General features: G+C 71.6%; 19 protein-coding genes. 7 read left to right on the top strand and 12 right to left on the bottom strand.

The features are described from left to right. Positions 1–42: 42 nt before the first annotated feature. Positions 43–1,035 (bottom strand): RNA polymerase sigma factor SigB, encoded by a 993-nt coding sequence (gene sigB / locus RAN62_RS02245; RefSeq protein WP_305782722.1) that lies wholly within the window; start codon positions 1,033–1,035, stop codon positions 43–45. Positions 1,036–1,245: 210 nt separating this feature from the next. On the opposite strand from sigB, the gene RAN62_RS02240 reads away from it, so the two are divergent. Next, complete coding sequence (locus RAN62_RS02240) at positions 1,246–2,031, top strand: sporulation protein (RefSeq protein ID WP_305782721.1); 786 nt, start codon at positions 1,246–1,248, stop codon at positions 2,029–2,031. On the opposite strand, the gene dtd is transcribed toward RAN62_RS02240, so the two are convergent. Genes dtd through RAN62_RS02215 form a run of 5 tightly spaced genes read right to left on the bottom strand, consistent with a single transcriptional unit; the run spans position 2,028 to position 4,436 of the window. Continuing rightward, entirely contained in the window at positions 2,028–2,450 is a 423-nt protein-coding gene (dtd, locus tag RAN62_RS02235) for a D-aminoacyl-tRNA deacylase (protein WP_305782720.1), read from the bottom strand. The genes RAN62_RS02240 and dtd overlap by 4 nt on opposite strands. After that, positions 2,447–3,082 carry a phosphotransferase gene (locus RAN62_RS02230; RefSeq protein WP_305782719.1) on the bottom strand — a complete coding sequence of 212 codons (636 nt, stop codon included), beginning with the start codon at positions 3,080–3,082 and terminating at the stop codon, positions 2,447–2,449. The genes dtd and RAN62_RS02230 overlap by 4 nt, the downstream gene beginning before the upstream one ends. A gap of 19 nt (positions 3,083–3,101) precedes the next feature. Beyond that, a complete protein-coding gene (locus RAN62_RS02225; RefSeq protein WP_305782718.1) occupies positions 3,102–3,440 on the bottom strand; it encodes a hypothetical protein in 339 nt (112 codons plus the stop codon). 51 nt (positions 3,441–3,491) lie between these two features. Beyond that, complete coding sequence (locus tag RAN62_RS02220; RefSeq protein WP_305782717.1) at positions 3,492–4,082, bottom strand: Fic/DOC family protein; 591 nt, start codon at positions 4,080–4,082, stop codon at positions 3,492–3,494. A gap of 24 nt (positions 4,083–4,106) precedes the next feature. Next, entirely contained in the window at positions 4,107–4,436 is a 330-nt protein-coding gene (locus tag RAN62_RS02215; protein WP_305782716.1) for an antitoxin VbhA family protein, read from the bottom strand. Positions 4,437–4,511: 75 nt separating this feature from the next. Between RAN62_RS02215 and RAN62_RS02210 the strand changes: the two genes are divergently transcribed. Next, positions 4,512–5,087: an HhH-GPD-type base excision DNA repair protein gene (locus RAN62_RS02210; protein ID WP_305782715.1), complete on the top strand. Its 576-nt coding sequence runs from the start codon at positions 4,512–4,514 to the stop codon at positions 5,085–5,087. On the opposite strand, the gene RAN62_RS02205 is transcribed toward RAN62_RS02210, so the two are convergent. After that, positions 5,044–7,404: a putative bifunctional diguanylate cyclase/phosphodiesterase gene (locus tag RAN62_RS02205; RefSeq protein WP_305782714.1), complete on the bottom strand. Its 2,361-nt coding sequence runs from the start codon at positions 7,402–7,404 to the stop codon at positions 5,044–5,046. The genes RAN62_RS02210 and RAN62_RS02205 overlap by 44 nt on opposite strands. A 102-nt stretch (positions 7,405–7,506) precedes the next feature. On the opposite strand from RAN62_RS02205, the gene RAN62_RS02200 reads away from it, so the two are divergent. Then, positions 7,507–7,857, top strand: coding sequence for a DUF3099 domain-containing protein (locus tag RAN62_RS02200; protein WP_305782713.1), 351 nt, complete (start codon positions 7,507–7,509; stop codon positions 7,855–7,857). On the opposite strand, the gene RAN62_RS02195 is transcribed toward RAN62_RS02200, so the two are convergent. Together RAN62_RS02195 and RAN62_RS02190 are read right to left on the bottom strand one after the other, a co-directional pair. Then, entirely contained in the window at positions 7,854–8,735 is an 882-nt protein-coding gene (locus RAN62_RS02195; RefSeq protein ID WP_305782712.1) for a carbohydrate kinase family protein, read from the bottom strand. The two genes, RAN62_RS02200 and RAN62_RS02195, sit on opposite strands and share 4 nt — an antisense overlap. Then, a complete protein-coding gene (locus tag RAN62_RS02190) occupies positions 8,732–9,679 on the bottom strand; it encodes a pseudouridine-5'-phosphate glycosidase (protein ID WP_305783043.1) in 948 nt (315 codons plus the stop codon). The genes RAN62_RS02195 and RAN62_RS02190 overlap by 4 nt, the downstream gene beginning before the upstream one ends. A 193-nt stretch (positions 9,680–9,872) precedes the next feature. On the opposite strand from RAN62_RS02190, the gene RAN62_RS02185 reads away from it, so the two are divergent. From RAN62_RS02185 to RAN62_RS02175, 3 genes are all read left to right on the top strand, one after another. Beyond that, positions 9,873–10,097, top strand: coding sequence for a DUF3039 domain-containing protein (locus RAN62_RS02185; RefSeq protein ID WP_305782711.1), 225 nt, complete (start codon positions 9,873–9,875; stop codon positions 10,095–10,097). Between the two features lie 22 nt (positions 10,098–10,119). After that, positions 10,120–10,734, top strand: coding sequence for a trimeric intracellular cation channel family protein (locus RAN62_RS02180; protein ID WP_305782710.1), 615 nt, complete (start codon positions 10,120–10,122; stop codon positions 10,732–10,734). Between the two features lie 91 nt (positions 10,735–10,825). Further along, the gene (locus RAN62_RS02175) at positions 10,826–12,553 is read left to right on the top strand and encodes a DEAD/DEAH box helicase (RefSeq protein ID WP_305782709.1); all 1,728 of its coding nucleotides are present in this window, start codon (positions 10,826–10,828) and stop codon (positions 12,551–12,553) included. A 663-nt stretch (positions 12,554–13,216) separates the two neighbouring features. On the opposite strand, the gene RAN62_RS02170 is transcribed toward RAN62_RS02175, so the two are convergent. Next, on the bottom strand, positions 13,217–13,456 hold the full coding sequence (locus tag RAN62_RS02170) for a DUF7455 domain-containing protein (protein WP_263024831.1): 240 nt from the start codon (positions 13,454–13,456) through the stop codon (positions 13,217–13,219). 753 nt (positions 13,457–14,209) lie between these two features. Continuing rightward, positions 14,210–15,760: an RNA polymerase sigma factor gene (locus RAN62_RS02165; protein ID WP_305782708.1), complete on the bottom strand. Its 1,551-nt coding sequence runs from the start codon at positions 15,758–15,760 to the stop codon at positions 14,210–14,212. A 254-nt stretch (positions 15,761–16,014) separates the two neighbouring features. Between RAN62_RS02165 and RAN62_RS02160 the strand changes: the two genes are divergently transcribed. After that, positions 16,015–16,833, top strand: a complete 819-nt coding sequence (locus tag RAN62_RS02160) for an inositol monophosphatase family protein (RefSeq protein ID WP_305782707.1) — start codon at positions 16,015–16,017, stop codon at positions 16,831–16,833. 135 nt (positions 16,834–16,968) lie between these two features. Here the strand turns inward: RAN62_RS02160 and RAN62_RS02155 are convergent, their stop codons facing one another. Continuing rightward, positions 16,969–17,517, bottom strand: a complete 549-nt coding sequence (locus RAN62_RS02155; RefSeq protein WP_305782706.1) for a LytR C-terminal domain-containing protein — start codon at positions 17,515–17,517, stop codon at positions 16,969–16,971. Positions 17,518–17,841 lie beyond the last annotated feature (324 nt).

Genomic DNA, 17,841 nt, shown 5'->3' with positions numbered 1-17,841 from the left:
AAAAGCCGGCCGCGAACCGCGACCGGCTTCTGCACACGAAAATCAGCTGGCGTAGGCCTCGAGGCGGCGGGCGCGCTCGGGGTCGCGGAGCTTCGACATCGTGACCTTCTCGATCTGGCGGATGCGCTCGCGGCTCAGGCCGAACTCGCGGCCCACCTCGTCGAGCGTGCGCTGGCGGCCGTCGTCGAGGCCGAAGCGGAGCCGGATGACGGCCGACTCGCGCTCGGACAGCGTCGCGAGCACGATCTCGACCTCGCTGCGCAGCTCGCCCTGGGCGACCGTGGCGCCGGGCTCGGCGTTGGGGTCGACCGCCGCGACGAAGTCACCGAGGGCGCTCTCGCCGTCCTCGCCGACCGCCTGGTCGAGGCTGACCGGCTCCCGGTCGTAGGAGATGAGCTCGATGATCTGGAACTCCGGCACGTCCATGGCCCGGGCGATCTCGGCGACGCTCGGCTCGCGGCCCAGCGAGGTGGCGAGGTCGCGGCGGGCGCGGACCATGCGGTTGACCTGCTCGACCATGTGCACCGGGATGCGGATGGTGCGGGCCTGGTCGGCCATGGCGCGGGTGATGGCCTGGCGGATCCACCAGGTGGCGTAGGTGGAGAACTTGTAGCCCTTGGTGTAGTCGAACTTCTCGACCGCGCGGATCAGGCCGAGGTTGCCCTCCTGGATGAGGTCCAGGAACGCCATGCCGCGGCCGGTGTAGCGCTTCGCGATGCTCACCACGAGGCGGAGGTTGGCCTCCAGCAGGTGGTTCTTCGCGGCGCGGCCCTCGGCGACGATCACGTGGTAGAGCTCGGCCAGGTCGGGCCCCGCGCCGGCGAGCTTCTCCTCGGCGTAGAGGCCGGCCTCGATGCGCTTGGAGAGCGTCACCTCCTCGACGGCGGTGAGCAGGCGCGTACGGCCGATGCCGTTGAGGTAGGCGCGGACCAGGTCGGCGGAGACTCCGCGCTCGTCGGTCGCGTCCAGGTCGGTCAGGTTCTCGACACCGTCGGCCATGATGTTCTCGGCCGCCGTGGACTCTGTCGCCTTCATCTCCAGGACCATCCCTCAGTCCCCTCCCCGCGTTCACCGTGAGTGGTGCGTGCCCGCCGCTCGTCGCGCCGGTGATCAAAGTCTGGACTCGGGGGCGTTAAGCGGAGGTGAGGAAGTGCCCCGGGTGGCATGAATCAGGGAGAACCCTGAGCCCGGCGACCGGTTTTGTCCCGTTCTGCCGGTGGCCCCCTGGCGGTAACGTGCGTAGTTATGGTCTTCAAGCGGTTGATGCAGGCGATGGGTGTCGGCGGCCCGTCCGTCGAGACGGTCCTCACGAACCCCAACTGCCGGCCCGGCGGATTCCTCGAGGGCCAGGTCCACGTGATGGGCGGGGAACACCCCGTCAACATCGAGTACGTCTCCGTGGGGCTGCTCACCCGGGTCGAGGTCGAGAGCGGCGACAGCGAGTACAACACCGACCAGGAGTTCCACCGGCAACGCCTGACCGGCTCGTTCAAGCTCGGGGCGGGCGCCCGTTACGACGTCCCGTTCAAGTTCGACGTGCCGTGGGAGACCCCGATCACCGAGGTGTACGGGCAACATCTGCACGGCATGACGATGGGGTTGCGTACGGAGCTCGAAGTCGCCCGGGCCGTCGACAAGGGTGACCTGGACGCCGTGGCCGTCCACCCGCTGCCGGCCCAGGAGCGCATCCTCGACGCCTTCCTGCGTCTGGGCTTCCGCTTCAGCCGGGCCGACGTCGAGCGCGGCCGGGTCTACGGAGTGCAGCAGCAGCTGCCGTTCTACCAGGAGATCGAGTTCTATCCGCCGTCGCAGTTCGCCGGCGGCATCAACCAGCTCGAGGTCACCTTCATCCCGACGCCCTACCAGCTGCAGGTCGTCCTGGAGATCGACAAGCGCGGCGGCCTCTTCACCGAGGGTCACGACGCGTTCGGGCGCTTCGACGTCGACTACACCACGGTCGACCAGGTGGACTGGACGTCGCAGCTCAACAACTGGCTCACCCAGTCGGCGCGGCGCCGCGGGTTCTTCTAGAGCTCCAGCAGGACGGTGTTCGGGCCCACGTTGACACTCTCCACGAGCATGTGGGTCCGGAACCGGCCCGTCTCCACGGTCGCGCCGCGCTGCCGCAGAGCGGTGACGACCGCCTCGACCAGCGGCTCGGCCACCTCGGCGGGCGCGGCGGCGGACCACGTGGGGCGCCGGCCCTTGCGCGCGTCGCCGTAGAGCGTGAACTGGCTGACCACCAGGATCGGCGCTCCCGCATCGGCGGCGGACCGCTCCCCGTCGAGGATGCGCAGCTCGTGCACCTTGCGCGCGATCGTCTCGGCGGTGGCCACCGTGTCGGTGTGGGTGACCCCGAGCAGGACGAGCAGCCCGTCCTTGATCTCTCCGACCACCTCGCCGGCGACGGTGACACTGGCCCGGCTGACTGTCTGGATCAGGGCTCTCATAGGCGTACCAGGTTAGCGGCCGTCCCAAGCAGTGCGATCTCACCGGCGGTCAGCGTGTTCGTCTGTCCGCTCCGCAACGCCACGGCGTCGTCCAGCAGCCGCCGCGGGTCGCCGGGCGCTCGCGCCTTGAACGCCTCGAGCAGCTCCCCGGCCCCGGCGGCGAACGGATGGTCCCAGAGCGAGACCTCGGCCAGGATCAGCGCGGTCAGGGCGAGATCGAAGTCGCCGTCCCCGAGCCGGACGTTGCACCAGTCGATGACGACGGGCCCGCGCTCGGTCAGCAGAATGTTGTCGGGGTGCAGATCCAGGTGGATCATCGAAACGCCGGGTTCGGGCTGGATGTCATGCAGCCGCCGGTGCAGATCGGCGAGCAGCCCGCCGCCCTCGGCGATGCTCAGCTCCCCGGCGACCAGGCTCTGCGCCATCGTCGGGCCGGTCAGCCGCTCCATGACCAGATCGGCGCCCGCGGCCTCGAACACCTCGGGCACCGGATAGCCCCGCCCGGCGAGGTAACGCATCGCGTCCGCCTCGCCGGTCACGTCCGCCTCGCGCCGATAGCGCCGAAGCACCTTGCCGGCGCCGAACTCATAGACGTCCGCCTCCCGTCCGGAGGCGATCAGCGGCCCGAGCATGGGCGCACTGTAGCGCGTCTCAGTCGATCGAGTTCGATGTCGCGTCGCTGGTCGCCCCGTCGGTCGGCGCGTCCATGCTCCCCGTGGTCGCGTCCCCGGTCGTCGTCGGCGCCACCCCCGGCCCGTGCCGCGCGGGCTGCCGGAAGCTGTTCGGCCCGGCCGTCCCGCCGGTGGTCGTCATCACGCCGCCGTCCGCCGGCCCCGGCCCACCGTTGAGCAGCTGCTCGGGGTCGGTCCCGGCCGCGTACGTGCTCGACAGCCCGCCCTCGTCGTCGCCCTTCTCGGGCCGGTAGCTGTTCGGCTCCTCGATGACGCCGTCGCCGTACTCGCCGTGGGTGATCTCGTCCCTGTCACTCATGGTCACAGAGTTGCCCGGACCGTCGCCGGGCAAACCGGGTCCGGGTGGCTCTCACAGCGGGCGAACGAGATCGTCGAGCAGGGCGAGCAAGGGCTCCTCGTCACCTCGCAAGGAGGCCGCCGACGCCTGGTCGTTCTCCGTCGCGTCGAGGGCGCTCCATGCGATCCGCCAGCCGGCCTCGCGAGCCAGCTGACCGAGAAAGGCGCGTTGTGTCCGTCCGTTGCCCTCGCGGAACGGGTGCAGAGCGTTGATCTCGCCGTAGAAATGCGCCAGCCGCGCGACGAAATTGCTCCGGGGAAGGCCGGTGAGCAGCCGTTCCGCCGCGAGTTCGCCGAAGACGCCGGCCGCGTACGACTCGAGGAAAGTCCATCGGCAGAACCGGTCGTTCTCGGTCCGGGCGAGGTCGACGGTGCGTAGCTCGCCGGCCCAGGGGTAGACCACGCCGAAGATCTGCCGGTGGAATTGCCGGAGGTGGTCAAGGTCGTATCTGCCGGGCAGCGGGTGGACGGAGAGGCGCAGGAGAGCGACGAGGCTCAGGTCCGCCTCGGCCTGGCTGAGCACGCTCGCGGAGGTGATGCCCAGCTTGTTGACGAGAACGCCATGGCGGTCGACGTATGGGTCTTCACTCGCGGCGTCGTCCACGCCGATCACTCTCGCAGCAGCGATCTAGTCAGGTGACCCGGCGTGGTGGTAGGCCAGCAGCATCGCTTCCATCTGGCCCGCGGTGATGCGGCCTTGGGCGAAGAGCCCGGCCAGCTCGGCTGCCACCGGAGACGGCTCGAGCCCCTCGGCCCGCACCGATCCGAGCGCGTCGCCGGTCGCCCGCTCGCGGTCGCCGCGCAGCTCGTCGTAGACCTGCACTGGCACGAGGACCCCGACCGCCTTGCGATGAGCGCCGAGAAACACCGACTCGCCGTTGCCCCGGCTGAAGCCGGCCAGCAGGTCGGGCAGCCGCCTGCGCGCCTCGGCGACGCCCAGCACTTCCTGCAGACTCATAACCTCAATGGTACGCGAACATGTACATCTTCGCTCTCCGTAGTCTCCGCCCGGCTCGGCTTCTAGGATGCAGGCATGACGCTCTCCCTGCCCATCCCGGCCGAGGCCAACGAGCTGCTCTCGACCGACCCGCTCGCGCTGCTCATCGGGATGGTGCTGGACCAGCAGATTCCGCTGGAGAAGGCGTTCACCTCGCCCCATGTGCTCGCGCAGCGGCTCGGCCACGCGCCCACCGCCGAGGAGCTGGCCGGCTTCGACCCCGAGGCGCTCGTCACGATTTTCGCTGAGCCGCCGGCGCTGCACCGCTTTCCCAAGGCCATGGCCGCCCGGGTGCAGGAGGTGTGCCGGGCGCTGGTCGGGACCTATGACGGCCGGGCGGAGAACCTGTGGGCCGGGGCGGCTGACGGCAAGGAGCTGGTCAAGCGGATCGCGGCGCTGCCCGGCTTCGGGAAGCAGAAGTCGCAGATCTTCGCGGCGCTGCTGGGCAAGCAGTACGGTGTACAGCCGCCGGGCTGGCGGGAGGCGGCGGGCGGCTACGGCGAGCAGGGGGCTTACCGGTCCGTGGCCGACATCGTGGACGAGGAGTCGCTCGGGAAGGTGCGGGCGTTCAAGAAAGAGATGAAGGCGGCCGCGCGGACGCCAGCATCCTGAGGGCCTCGTCGGCCGGCATGGGCTTGGCGAAGAGGTAGCCCTGGCCGATGCCGCAGCCCAGCAGCTGAAGCTCGGTGGCCTGGTCGGTGGTCTCGATACCCTCGGCGACGGTGGTCAGGTGCAGGGCGCGGCTGAGGCGGACGATGGCCTCGGCGATGCCCGCGCCCTCACCGGTGCCGTCGAGCTGGGCGACGAAGCTGCGGTCGATCTTGAGGATGTCGATCGGCAGCCGGGTCAGGTAGTGCAGGGACGAGTAGCCGGTGCCGAAGTCGTCGACGGCGATGCGGATGCCGTGGCGGCGCAGCTCGGCCAGCATCTCGATGCCCGCCGCATCGTCGACCAGGGCCGACTCGGTGATTTCCAGCACCAGGCGCGACGGTTCGAGGCCGGCCCGGCTCAGGGCGGCGAGGACGTGGTCGACCAGGCCGGGCTCGTGGAGCTGGCGGGGCGACACGTTGACGCTCACGTAGAGGCCGTCGCCCCAGGCAGCGATCTGCCGGCAGGCCTCGCGGAGGACGTGGAGGCCGATGGCGTCGATCATGCCGGTGCGCTCGGCGATGGGGATGAAGCGGGTGGGCGATACCAGGCCGAGGACCGGGTGCTCCCAGCGGACCAGGGCTTCGACCCCGACCGGGCGGCCGTCGGCGAGGTCGACGAGCGGCTGGTAGAGGACCGTCAGCTCGTCCCGCTCGACCGCCCCGGCCAGCTCCTCGCCGAGCTGGGCGTCGGCGGCGCGCTGGTCGGTCATCGCCGGGTCGTGCAGCCGTACGCCGTGAGTGCCCTCCTGCTTCGCCTCGTACATGGCCATGTCGGCGCGACGCAGCAGCTCCTTGGGCGACTCCCCGGACGACGGGGTGGCGACGCCGATGCTGACCCGTACCGGAATCAGGTCTTCACCGAGCGCGACCGGAGCAGCAGCCGCAGCGATGCGTTCCGCCGCGGCGACCGCCTCGCCGTCGTCAGCGATGCCGGTGAGAAGGACCACGAACTCGTCGCCGCCGATCCGCGCGGCGACGTCCTCCGCGCGTACGGCGGCCTGCAGCACCGCGGCGAACTCGGTCAGCACCACGTCGCCGGCCGCGTGCCCGTACGCGTCGTTGACCAGCTTGAAGTCGTCCAGGTCGAGCAGCAGCAGCGCGATGTCGGACCGGGTGCCCACGACCTCGGCCAGCCGCGCATCCACCCCCGCCCGGTTGGCCAGCCCGGTCAGCGGGTCCCGGAGGGCGAGCCGTTGCAACTCCTGCTCGCGGTCGCGGAGCCGGGTCTCGACCTCCTGGCGCCGGGCGATGTCCTCGCGCAGGGCGGCGGTGGCCGTGTCGACCTTGGCCATGGCCCGGTTGCGGGCGAAGGCGAGCAGGGCCACCAGGGCGGTCGCGAGCAGCACGATCACCGCGGAGACGCCCAGCGCGGTGAGGGTCAGGCCCCGGTCGGTCTCCTTCAGCAGGGGAGTGGCCGGGCGCACCCGCAATTCCCACGTACGATCCCCCGCCGCGATGTGCGTCACCCGGTCCAGCCGCGCCGGAGCGGCGGCGGGCGCGCCGGACGACGCCACGATCCGGCCACCGTCGGAGAGCTCGGCCGCCACCCGCCCGTACGTCTGGGTCTCCAGGGTCTGGCTCAACAGGTCCCGCCCGTGGACGCCCATGGCCAGCCAGCCCCGGAACGTGCCGCCGAGGAAGTAGACGGGCACCGCGAACGTGAACGACATCTGCCGGTCGGCGGCGGGCAGGGCGAGGTCGGCCGGGAGCACGTAGGCCGGGCTGACCGCGAAGGCGCCGGTGTCACGGGCGCTCGTGAGGGCGGCGTCGGCGGCGGGTACCCCGGCCAGGTCCCGGCCCGGGACGACGTCGTGGCCGTCGAAGGCGCGGGTGAAGACGGTGAAGCGGTGCTCGATGCCCGTACGCGCGGGGTGAAGCGTGAGGTCGGTGGCGCCCTGCTCCGTCCAGTAGTCCTCGAGCGCGGCGATGCCGGGGTCGGCCGTGGCCGCCACGAAGGCGAGCGCCGTGGCGCCGGGCAGCCGCCGCGTGCTGACCCGGGTGGTGACCCAGGTGAAGTCCTCGGAGGTCAGGTCGCGCTGCGCGCCGAGGGCGGTGGCGACGTCGGCGAGCGTGTCGCCGTACCGCTGGATCTCCGTGGTGATGGTCCGATCCAGGTCCGCCGTGTAGCGGTCCATGAGATGCGCGGCATAGCGGTGTTCGGCCCGATAGGCGCCGCGGGTGGCGACCGCCGCCAGGAAGCTGCCGATCAGCGCGACCACGACGACGAGCGCGACGCCGGCCCGGCGGCGGCGCTTCGACACGGCGGTGGGCTGCGACACGTTCTCCCCATCGGTCGCCGCGCGCGCCAGTCAATGATGCCCGGTGAAAAGCTCGTGAAAAGTGCGGTGGTCGCTGCCCCCGCGCAGTGCAAGGATGAAGTGGTGAAGAAGCAGTCGGAGCGGCCGGTCCTGATCACCGATGCCGCCCGCAGCCAGGGCGACCAGCTTCGCAGCCGCCAGCTCCGCTATGTCTCGATGATGGGCCTGCGCACGCTGTGCCTCGTCGCCGGGGCGATCCTCATCAGCCTCCAGCCGCCTCTCCTGCCCCTCTGGCTCGCGTTCTGCGCCCTCGGCATGGTGTTCCTGCCGTGGGCGGCCGTCTTGATCGCCAACGACCGCCCGCCCAAGAGCAAGGCCAACCCGGCCGTGCCGCAGCCCGGGCAGCGGGTCCGGGCGCTCGACCGCGAGAGCGCGGAGCAGCAGGAGCAGCGCACGATCGACATCGAGCCCTAAGGCCGCGCGCCGAGTTTCTGGACGGCCGCGGCGCCGAGGGTGGCCGCGGCGGCCAGGGCGGCTTCCGGCTGCTGCCCGCCCAGCCAGGCGTGGAGCAGGCCGGCGGCGAAGGCGTCACCCGCGCCGGTCGGATCGATCGACGGTACGGACACCGCGCGCCCGTGCCACGTCTGTCCCGTCCGCGAGCGCCACACTGCGCCGTGCTCGCCGCGTTTGACGATCACGTGGGCGGCGTGGCCGAGGAGCCGCCCGGCCTGCTCCTCGGCGGTGCCCGCCCCGGCGAGGGCCGTGGCTTCGTCGGTGTTGCACAGGAGCAGGTCGGTGTCGCGTACCAGGTCGAGAAAGCCCGGCAGCGAGCGCAACGGCGCCGCCGAGGCCGCGTCGACGCTGGTCGTGAGGCCCTTGTCCCGGGCCGCGGCAAGGGCGGCCAGCCCGCCGGGGCGAGACCCCGCGTGCAGCAGGGGGTAGCCCGACAGGTGCAGGTGGCGGGCCTGGGCCGCCGCGATCGCCGCTCGCACGTCCGCCGGGTCGAGCAGCAGCGCCGCGCCCCGGTCGGTGATCATCGTGCGCTCGTGCGGCGACGTGAGCACCACGATGCTGCCGGTCGTCGCGCCGGCGTGGTGACGCACGGCACAGCGCACGCCGCCCGCCTCCAGCTCCGCGACCCGCTCCCGGCCGGCGTCGTCGTCGCCCGCCGCGGCGATCAGCGTCACATCGGCGCCCGCGTGCGCCAGCCAGGCGGCCGTGTTGGCCGCCTGCCCGCCGCCGGAGATCCGGATCCGGGCGTCGGTGTCGGAGCCCGGCGCCGGCGGCCCGGCCTGCTCGACCAGGATGTCCGTGACCAGGTCTCCGACGACCACGACGGCGGCGGTGGTCACTGGGGGAGGGAGAAGCCCAGCGAGGCGTGCGCGGGGGTCGCAGCGGCGGCGATCCGGGCCGCCAGCGCCGCGTTGCGCAGGATGATCCGGACGTTGACCTCCAGGCTCTTGCCCTCGGTGCTGCTGTGGAAATGCGACAGCAGGAACGGCGTCACCGCCTTGCCGCTGACCCCGTGCTGGGAGAGCAGCCGCAGGCCCTCGGCGAGCGTGCGGTCGTGCAGCTCGGTGTCCAGCTGCTCGCCGACCGGCAGCGGGTTGCCCAGGACCAGCGCGCCCGCACCGGCGCCGTGGTCGTCGCGCGCGGCGATGGTGGCCGCGACCTGCTCCGGCGTGTCGAGCTGCCAGTCGACGTCGAAGCCGCCGTCGGTGACGAAGAAGCCCGGGAAGCGCCGCGTGCCGTAGCCCGCCACCGCCACGCCCAGGGTTTCCAGGCGCTCGAGGGTGGCGCCCACGTCGAGGATCGACTTGACGCCGGCGCAGACCACGACGATCGGCGTACGCGACAGCGTTGTCAGGTCGGCGGACTCGTCGAATGTGGTGTTCGCCTCGCGGTGCACGCCCCCGAGACCGCCCGTGGCGAAGACCTTGATCCCCGCCGCGGCGGCCACGGCGCTGGTGGCCGCGACCGTGGTGGCACCGTCGGCCCTCGTGGCGGCGCCGAGCGCGAGGTCCCGGACGGAGAGCTTCGCCACGCCGTCGGCGCCCGCCAGCTGTTCGATCTGGGCGTCCTCGAGGCCGACGATCAGCTCGCCGCCGAGCATGCCGATGGTGGCCGGCACGGCGCCGTTGTCCCGGACGGTCTGCTCGATCTCCCGGGCCACGCGCAGGTTGTCGGGCCGGGGGAGGCCGTGCGAGATGATGGTGCTCTCCAGCGCCACCACGGGACGGCCGTCGCGGCGGGCCCGGGTCACGTGGTCGCCGTAACGGATGGCAAAGCGGCCCAGCGGCCGCGTGGATTCGGTCACGATCACCAAGGTACGGCCCTCGTGCGGGCCGCCGCCGTTGGACCGACCACGCGTGAGGTGTCAGACTTGCTGGTTGACGCTTCCGCCGCGGAAGCCGGGGGGCTCGCGGCGGACATCAAACCGACTTTCACCGCGGCCTCGTGCCGCATCATCTTGACGAGAGGCAGACGCCGTGAGCACGGACATCCTCGAGCGCCCGGAAACCCAGGACCAGGACACCGACGATGCGCCCGACATGTTCCACTACGTGCGCAAGGAGAAGATCGCCGAGAGTGCCGTCATGGGCACCTTCGTGGTCGCGCTGTGCGGGGAGACCTTCCCGGTGACCAAGTCGCCGAAGCCGGGGTCGCCGGTGTGCCCGCAGTGCAAGGAGATCTACGAGTCGATGCAGCACTAGTTCTGATCCTGGAGCTCCTCCCGTGACGGGAAGTTACTCTCTGCTCGTCGCGGACCTGATCGGTGTGGCGGTCTTCGCGGCCTCCGGCGCCAGTGCCGCGATCGCGAAGCGTCTCGATCTGTTCGGCGTGGCCTTCGTCGGCTTCGTGGCGGCCCTGGGCGGCGGCATCCTGCGCGATCTCGTGATCGGCGCGGTGCCGCCGCTCGCCTTCGCCGACTGGCGTTACGCGATCGGGGCCGTGCTGGCGGCGGTCGCCACCTTCTGGCTGCATCCGCAGCTCAACCGGCTGCGTCGGACCGTGCTCCTGCTCGACGCGGCCGGGCTGGGCCTCTTCACGGTCACCGGCACGCTCAAGGCCCTGCACGCCGGCGTCCCACCGGTCGGCGCCTGCTTGGTGGGAATGCTCACTGCGATCGGCGGCGGACTCGCCCGCGACCTGCTCACCGGCGAGATCCCGGTCGTCCTCCAGCGGGACATCTACGCCATCGTGGCCCTCGGCGGCGCGGTCGCGGTTACCGTGCTGAACTGGGCAAACGTCGCCGACGTGATCACTCTGGGCGCGGCGGCGGCGGCCATGACGGGGGTGCGCCTCATCGCCCTGCGCCGGCGGTGGTCCGCTCCTGTGGCGGTGCCGTAGACCCCGGGTGACCGGCTTCCCGGTTTATGCTGGGGTCCGCCTCCGCGGCAATCCGCGGGGGTTGTTTTCATGGAGAAGGGGTCGTCGCAGCTTGAGTCCGACGTTGCCGAACCTGGACACTTTTCCTTCGCTGCGCGACTGGCAGCGCAAAGCCCTGGTGAAATATCTGCGCAAGCGCTCGCCCGACTTCATGGCCGTGGCGACGCCCGGCGCCGGCAAGACCACGTTCGCCCTGCGGATCGCCGCGGAGCTGCTCAACGACGGCACCGTCGAGGCCGTCACCGTGGTCTGCCCCACCGAGCACCTCAAGACCCAGTGGGCCCAGGCGGCCGCGCGGGTCGGCATCCAGCTCGACTCGGCCTTCCGCAACTCCGACGTGCACAGCTCGCGCGACTTCCACGGGGCCGTCCTCACCTACGCCCAGGTCGGCATGGCGCCGATGGTCCACCGCCGCCGCACGATGACCCGCCGCTCGCTGATCATCCTCGACGAGGTGCACCACGCCGGCGACTCGCGCACCTGGGGCGACGGCGTCAAGCAGGCCTTCGAGGAGGCCGAGCGGCGGCTGATGCTGACCGGGACGCCGTTCCGCTCCGACGACAACCCGATCCCGTTCGTCGACTACGAGCGCGGCGACGACGGATTGCAGCGCTCCCGCTCCGACTCGGTCTACGGCTACAGCGACGCGCTGCGCGACGGCGTGGTCCGGCCGGTCATCTTCCTCGCGTACTCGGGGGAGACCCGCTGGCGCACCAACGCCGGCGACGAGCTCGCGGCGCGGCTGGGCGAGCCGATGACCAAGGACCTCATCGCCCAGGCGTGGCGCACGGCCCTCGACCACCGCGGCGACTGGATGCCCCAGGTCATGCGGGCCGCCAACAATCGCCTCTCCAAGCTCCGCGCGCACGGGATGACCGACGCGGGTGGCCTGGTCATCGCGAGCGAGCAGCAGACCGCCCGGGCCTATGCGAAGCTGCTGGAGGAGATCACCGGCGAGAAGGCCGTCGTGGTCCTCTCCGACGACGACGGCGCCTCGAAGCGCATCGCCGAGTTCGCGACCTCCGAGCAGCGCTGGCTGGTCGCCGTCCGAATGGTGTCCGAGGGCGTCGACATCCCGCGCCTCGCCGTCGGCGTCTATGCGACGAGCGCCTCCACGCCGCTCTACTTCGCCCAGGCCATCGGCCGCTTCGTGCGATCGCGGCGCCCCGGCGAGACCGCCACCGTGTTCGTGCCCAGCGTGCCGCACCTGCTCGGCCTGGCCAGCGAGATGGAGGCTCAGCGCGACCACGTCCTCGGCGCCCCCAAGGACAAGGACGGCCTCGACGACGACCTGCTCGAGCGCGCCCAGCGCGAGGAGAAGGCCGAGGGCGAGCTGGAGAAGCACTTCGAGGCGCTCTCCGCGACGGCCGAGCTCGACCAGGTCATCTATGACGGCGCGTCGTTCGGCACGGGCGCCCGCACCGGCACCGCCGAGGAGGAGGAATACCTCGGGCTGCCCGGGCTGCTCTCCCCGGACCAGGTGGCCGTGCTGCTCAACAAGCGCCAGGCCGACCAGATCGCGGCCCAGAAGCGCACCGTGGCCACCGCCGAGCCCAAGGAGGCTGTGCCGGCGCCGCGGGAGGCGCCGATGAGCGCGGCCGAGCGGCGGGTCTCGCTCCGCCGTCAGCTCAACACCCTGGTGGCGGCGCACCACCATCGCACCAACCTGCCCCACGGCAAGATCCACGCGGAGCTGCGGCGGCTGTGCGGCGGTCCGCCGTCGGCGCAGGCCACGATCGAACAACTCGAAGAGCGCATCGCGACGATCCAGACGCTTTGATGCGGATGGTCCGGCTGAGAGGGAGACTCTCGCTCTTTTTATGAGTACGGGCACCGACAAGTCCCGTGGCTACACCGCGACCTGCCGTTGTCCGCACGCCTGTGCCGCGACCGCCGGGCGCAGCTGCCCGCCTCGCGCTCACCCCGTCCGGGGCCGGACGATCCCCGAAACAGACGGTCACCAGCCCCCATGTCGCCGGAGCCGCGACCGGCAGACCAGGCGCCGGGCCGGCTCGCGCGCGGGGGTCTTCGCCGTGACGCCGCCGAGAGCAGCGGGCCGGGCGCCGAGAACAGCGGACTCGGGCGCCGAGAGCAGCGGACCGGGGCGCCGAGAGCAGCGGGCCGAGCGCTGGGCTGCCGCCGGAACCAGCGGGCCGGGCGCCGGGCTGCCGCCGGCCAGTTGATCGGGCGCCGGGTTGCCGCCGGGAGCAGCGGGCCGGGCGCCGGGCTGCCGCCGGGACCAGCTGATCGGGCGCCGGGCTGGCGCCGGGCCGGCTCGCGCGGCCCGGCGCTCGGAGTCGTGGCGGCGCCGGTGATTCGCGCGTCGGCGGAGCGAATTGCCCGGGCCGTCGGGTTCGACGGGGCGCACGCGCTCGGGCTGTCCCCGGGACAGGAAAAGGGCGCCCCCACACCGGGACGCCCTTTTGTTGCCTGTCTGGGGGATCTAGTTGGAGTTAGACATCATGTCCGCGCCGCGCCACGTGAACTCGGGGTCGGCCGCGTACTGCACCGCGATCTTCACCAGGTCCTCGGCGTACCTGTTGGCGTGGTGTCCGCAGAACACCAGCTCGCCGCCACCAGCCAGGGTCAAACGGAGCTTCCCGGCTGCATTGCAGCGGTCGCACCGTTCATCGGCTGCTGGTCCGGCCACGCTTCCCGCCGGCGGCGTGAGAGTCGGGGTCATCGCCTTCCTCCTCTGGTCGTCACCGATGAACATGTTCCTCGGCTACTGCTCACCCATCGTGCAACACCCTCGGCCGTTGCCGCCTTCCCACTGTGCCCCGGGGGGATCCAAGTCACACGTGGTCCGGCTAGTGTGCCGTGCCCCAAGGGTGCCACGTCAACGATCATTTCTGCACAACGGTCTGATCACCACCTACGGATGTACGGTTGGTGACCAAAAGGGCACGGTCGGTTGACCGTGGCCCCGGTTCTCCGGTATTGATCAGGATGTCCGTGCCCAGGCCCGGAAAAGCGATCTTGAACCGTCCCGCCCGCGTCGGAGGCCCGCCCGCTCCGCCACGTAACGATGCGCCTGCCCGCAGAGTGACGGCCGCAGCCCCGATTTTCGAAAGTCCAAGTCCGCGGGCAACCGGGCCCGCCTCGGAATCGCCAGGAAGCCGCTGAGCGGGCCCCTGAGCCGCCGGACGCCCCCGGCGCGCAAGCTCCCACGGCGTCACCGTCCCGTCGCCCCTCGCGACGTCCCAGGCCCCCGGAAACGGCCGAGAGTCGACCCGCTCCGAGCCGGTGGAAAAGGCGGCCCGCTCGGACGCGACCGAGGGCGACTCGCTCCGAGCCGGCGGGAGAGGCGGCCCGCTCCGGCGCGGCCGAGGGCGACCCGCTCCCGGGCGGCCGGCTCCCCCGAAACGGCCGAAGGGCCGCAACCGGGGCGGATGCTCCCGGCGCGGCCCCTCGGGCGACGCAGAACGACGACGGCTCAGTCCAGGTAGTCGCGCAGCACCTGCGAGCGCGACGGGTGGCGCAGCTTCGACATCGTCTTGCTCTCGATCTGGCGGATGCGCTCGCGGGTCACCCCGTAGACCTGGCCGATCTCGTCGAGCGTGCGCGGCTGGCCGTCGGTGAGGCCGAAGCGCAGCCGGACCACGCCCGCCTCGCGCTCGGACAGCGTCTGGAGGACCTGCTGGAGCTGGTCCTGCAGCAGCGAGAACGAGACCGCGTCGACGGCCACGACCGCCTCGGAGTCCTCGATGAAGTCGCCGAGCTGGCTGTCGCCCTCGTCGCCGATGGTCTGGTCGAGCGAGATGGGCTCCCGGGCGTACTGCTGGATCTCCAGCACCTTCTCCGGGGTGATGTCCATCTCCTTGGCCAGCTCCTCCGGGGTGGGCTCGCGGCCCAGGTCCTGGAGCAGCTCGCGCTGGATGCGGCCGAGCTTGTTGATGACCTCGACCATGTGCACCGGGATGCGGATGGTGCGGGCCTGGTCGGCCATGGCGCGGGTGATGGCCTGGCGGATCCACCACGTCGCGTACGTCGAGAACTTGTAGCCCTTGGTGTAGTCGAACTTCTCGACCGCGCGGATCAGGCCGAGGTTGCCCTCCTGGATGAGGTCCAGGAACGCCATGCCGCGGCCGGTGTAGCGCTTGGCGAGCGAGACGACGAGGCGGAGGTTGGCCTCGAGCAGGTGGTTCTTGGCGCGCTCGCCGTCGCGGCCGATCCAGCGCAGGTCGCGCTCGAAGGTGCGGTCGAGCTTCTCCTCGCCCTCCTCGTAGGCCCGGAGGCGCTCGGCGGCGTAGAGCCCGGCCTCGATGCGCTTGGCCAGCTCGACCTCCTGCTCCGCGTTGAGCAGGGGGACCTTGCCGATCTGCTTGAGGTAGGCGCGGACCGAGTCGGCGGAGGCGGTCAGCTCGGCGTCGCGGCGCGCCTGCTTGAGCGCCTCGGACTCCTCGTCGTCCCACTCGAAGTCGCCGTCGGTGGCCGAGGCGGCGGCGTCGGTCGCGGCGGCCTGCACCATCGCGGCCGGCTCCTCGACCACCACGTCCTCGATGTCGGCGGCGAGCTCGGCGGGGTCGATCTCCTCGCCCTCGACCGGCTCCTCGCCCGGCTTGGCGGCCTTGGCGGGGCCGGCGGCCTTCTTCGCGACGGGGCCGGCCTTCTTGGCCGGGGCCTTCTTGGCCGGGGCGGCGGCGTCGCCCTCGCCGGCCTGCTTGGGGGCGGCCGGGGCGGCCTTCTTGGCCGCCGGGGCCCGGGTGGCCTTGGCGGTGGTGGCCTTGGAGGCCGGGGTGGCGGCGCGCGCGGCGGCCACCTTGCGGCGGTTGGTGGTGCCCGCCGAGCCGTCCACGACCACCGTGACGCCCGCCTCGACGAGCGCCCGGAGGATCTTCTTGGCCTGGGCCGGCGTCACCTCAGCGGACTCGACTGTCTGCACGACCTGAGCCGATGTGATCTGCCCGCCCGCGCCCTGCGCGTGGGCGATCAGGGCCTCGGCGAGAGAACGAACGTCGGCACCGGTCTGGTGGGCTTCTGTCACGGATGACCTTCCGGAGGGCGATGGAACACGGCCAAGGGCCCAGCGCAGCACGCGACGGAACGAGGCTGGCCGGTGTGGTGTGGGGGCCCCCGGGACGCGGACGGGCTTGCGGGCGGTTGTCCGTGAAGCGTGGGCAGGGGTGAATTGTAGCGCCGTTCGACGAGATCCTCCTGCCGCAGCACGCCGCGGGGGGCTGCCGACCTCGCTTCCGGCCCGGCGCGAAAGAATGGTGATCGCTGAAAGGGGGGTGTGAAGTGGCTGGAGAACAGGGCGGGACAACGCCTGCTGAGCTGCTCGGGGTGGCCGTGCGGATCGCGCGGGAAGCGGCGGAGACGGCCCGGCGCATGCGCGCCGAGGCGATCACCGACGTGGAGACGAAGAGCACCGACACCGATGTCGTCACGGCCGCCGACAAGGCCGTCGAGCGGCAGGTGGTCGATGCCCTCGGCCGCGAGCGCCCGGGGGAGAGCGTCCTCGGCGAGGAGTACGGCGACAGCGCGGGCGGCACGGGCCGGGTGCGCTGGATCCTCGACCCGATCGACGGCACGGTCAACTATCTGTACGGGCTCCCGCAGTACGCCGTCTCGCTGGCCGCCGAGGTCGACGGCACCGTGGTGGCCGGCGTGGTCCGCAACGCCGCGACCGGCGACGAGTGGACGGCCACGCTGGGCGGCGGCGCCTGGCGCGACGGGCGACGGCTCGGGGGCTCGGCGCGGACGACGCTCGACCAGTCGCTGATCGCCACGGGCTTCGGTTACGACGCGGCGCGGCGGAGGCACCAGGGCGCCGTACTCGCCGGATTGATCGCCGAGGTGCGGGACATCCGGCGGTTCGGAGCGGCCGCGATCGATCTCTGTCTCGCCGCCGAGGGCGCCGTGGACGCGTACTTCGAAAAGGGTCTGAACCCCTGGGACCACGCGGCCGGCGGTCTCGTGGCGGCGGAAGCGGGTCTGCGGGTGTCCGGACTCGACGGTGCGCCGGCGGGCCCGGACATGTTGGTCGCGGCGCCGCCGGCCATCTTCGGGGCGCTGCACGATCTGCTCGTCCGGCTGGACGCCGCCGGCGGCGCGTGACCCGCCGAGGCCATGTTTCCGGGCCGTGATCACATTGTCACGCAGTCGTGATCACTCGCCCTCGGAGCAAAACGGTCTTGCCGGATAAAGCGGAAGCCCCGCCTGGTCGCAGACGGGGCTTCCGGGGGTCCGGGCTCAGGACTTGTCGTCGTCCTTCTTGGCCGGAGCGGCGCACGCGCCCGGCGGCAGCTGCGGCTCGCCCAGCTCCACGAGCGACTGATTGACCTCGGTCGTCGTCGCCAGCTGCTGGAAGCCGGCGCCGATCACGATGTCGACGACCGCGCCCTTGCGCTTGGCGTCGTACTGGGCGTCGGCCTGATTGAGGAAGTACGCCCGGAGCAGCCACGCCGACCCGACCGCGTCCGGCCCGTACCGCATGATCGCGACGTCGTCGACCTTCTTCTTGTTCTCGCCCGGCTTCTGGGTCTTGAACTGCCGGTTCTTGAACTCGTTGGACACGTTCTCGGCGAGACCGGGCTGGCCGGTGCCGTTGTAGACCTTGATCGTGACCTCCTGCGGGCTCTCCGGCAGGGTCACGTTCGCCATGACCGATCCGTCGGGGCAGCCGCCCTGGGCGACGGCATCGCCCTGGGTGTCGCGCACCAGCGCGACCACGACGAAGACCACGGCCGCGACGGCCAGGACGCCGACCACCACGAGGGCTCGGACGCGCGCGAAACTCATGGGGCAGGTACTCCCGGGTTCACAGGTCAGGGCGCTGTCCGCAGGAGGCGGACGCTGTTCAGGGGTGAGGTTAGCGTCTGGGTGCATCCCGCACGGAAACCGGGAATCGCTCCGGCGCGGCGACGATGATCCACGGGCTCCTACCCCTACTTTGATGTCGCCTCAGTCACATCGGGAACAATTGGCTGCCCGCGGGCGTACAACCGTCCCGCGATGACGGTAACGTGCCGCGTCTGCCGGGGCAGTTCCACGAGGGGGTGGGGGCGCCTCGGCGGGCGGCGATCCCTGTTCGCAGGGGCTGGGAGAAAAGTCCGCCGGACCGGG

Source organism: Symbioplanes lichenis (genome assembly GCF_030709675.1).
GTDB classification, from domain to species: Bacteria; Actinomycetota; Actinomycetes; order Mycobacteriales; family Micromonosporaceae; genus Actinoplanes; species Actinoplanes lichenis.
Note: the sequence above shows the minus strand (reverse complement) of the source record. Positions and strands in the feature narration are given on the sequence as shown.

Excerpts from the sequence above, each read along its gene's own strand:
- RAN62_RS02170 (WP_263024831.1), bottom strand. The coding sequence starts at position 13,456 with ATGACCCCGACTCTCACGCCGCCGGCGGGAAGCGTGGCCGGACCAGCA.
- dtd (WP_305782720.1), bottom strand. The coding sequence starts at position 2,450 with ATGAGAGCCCTGATCCAGACAGTCAGCCGGGCCAGTGTCACCGTCGCC.
- RAN62_RS02225 (WP_305782718.1), bottom strand. The coding sequence starts at position 3,440 with ATGAGTGACAGGGACGAGATCACCCACGGCGAGTACGGCGACGGCGTC.
- sigB (WP_305782722.1), bottom strand. The coding sequence starts at position 1,035 with ATGAAGGCGACAGAGTCCACGGCGGCCGAGAACATCATGGCCGACGGT.
- RAN62_RS02215 (WP_305782716.1), bottom strand. The coding sequence starts at position 4,436 with ATGAGTCTGCAGGAAGTGCTGGGCGTCGCCGAGGCGCGCAGGCGGCTG.
- RAN62_RS02210 (WP_305782715.1), top strand. The coding sequence starts at position 4,512 with ATGACGCTCTCCCTGCCCATCCCGGCCGAGGCCAACGAGCTGCTCTCG.
- RAN62_RS02155 (WP_305782706.1), bottom strand. The coding sequence starts at position 17,517 with ATGAGTTTCGCGCGCGTCCGAGCCCTCGTGGTGGTCGGCGTCCTGGCC.
- RAN62_RS02230 (WP_305782719.1), bottom strand. The coding sequence starts at position 3,082 with ATGCTCGGGCCGCTGATCGCCTCCGGACGGGAGGCGGACGTCTATGAG.
- RAN62_RS02240 (WP_305782721.1), top strand. The coding sequence starts at position 1,246 with ATGGTCTTCAAGCGGTTGATGCAGGCGATGGGTGTCGGCGGCCCGTCC.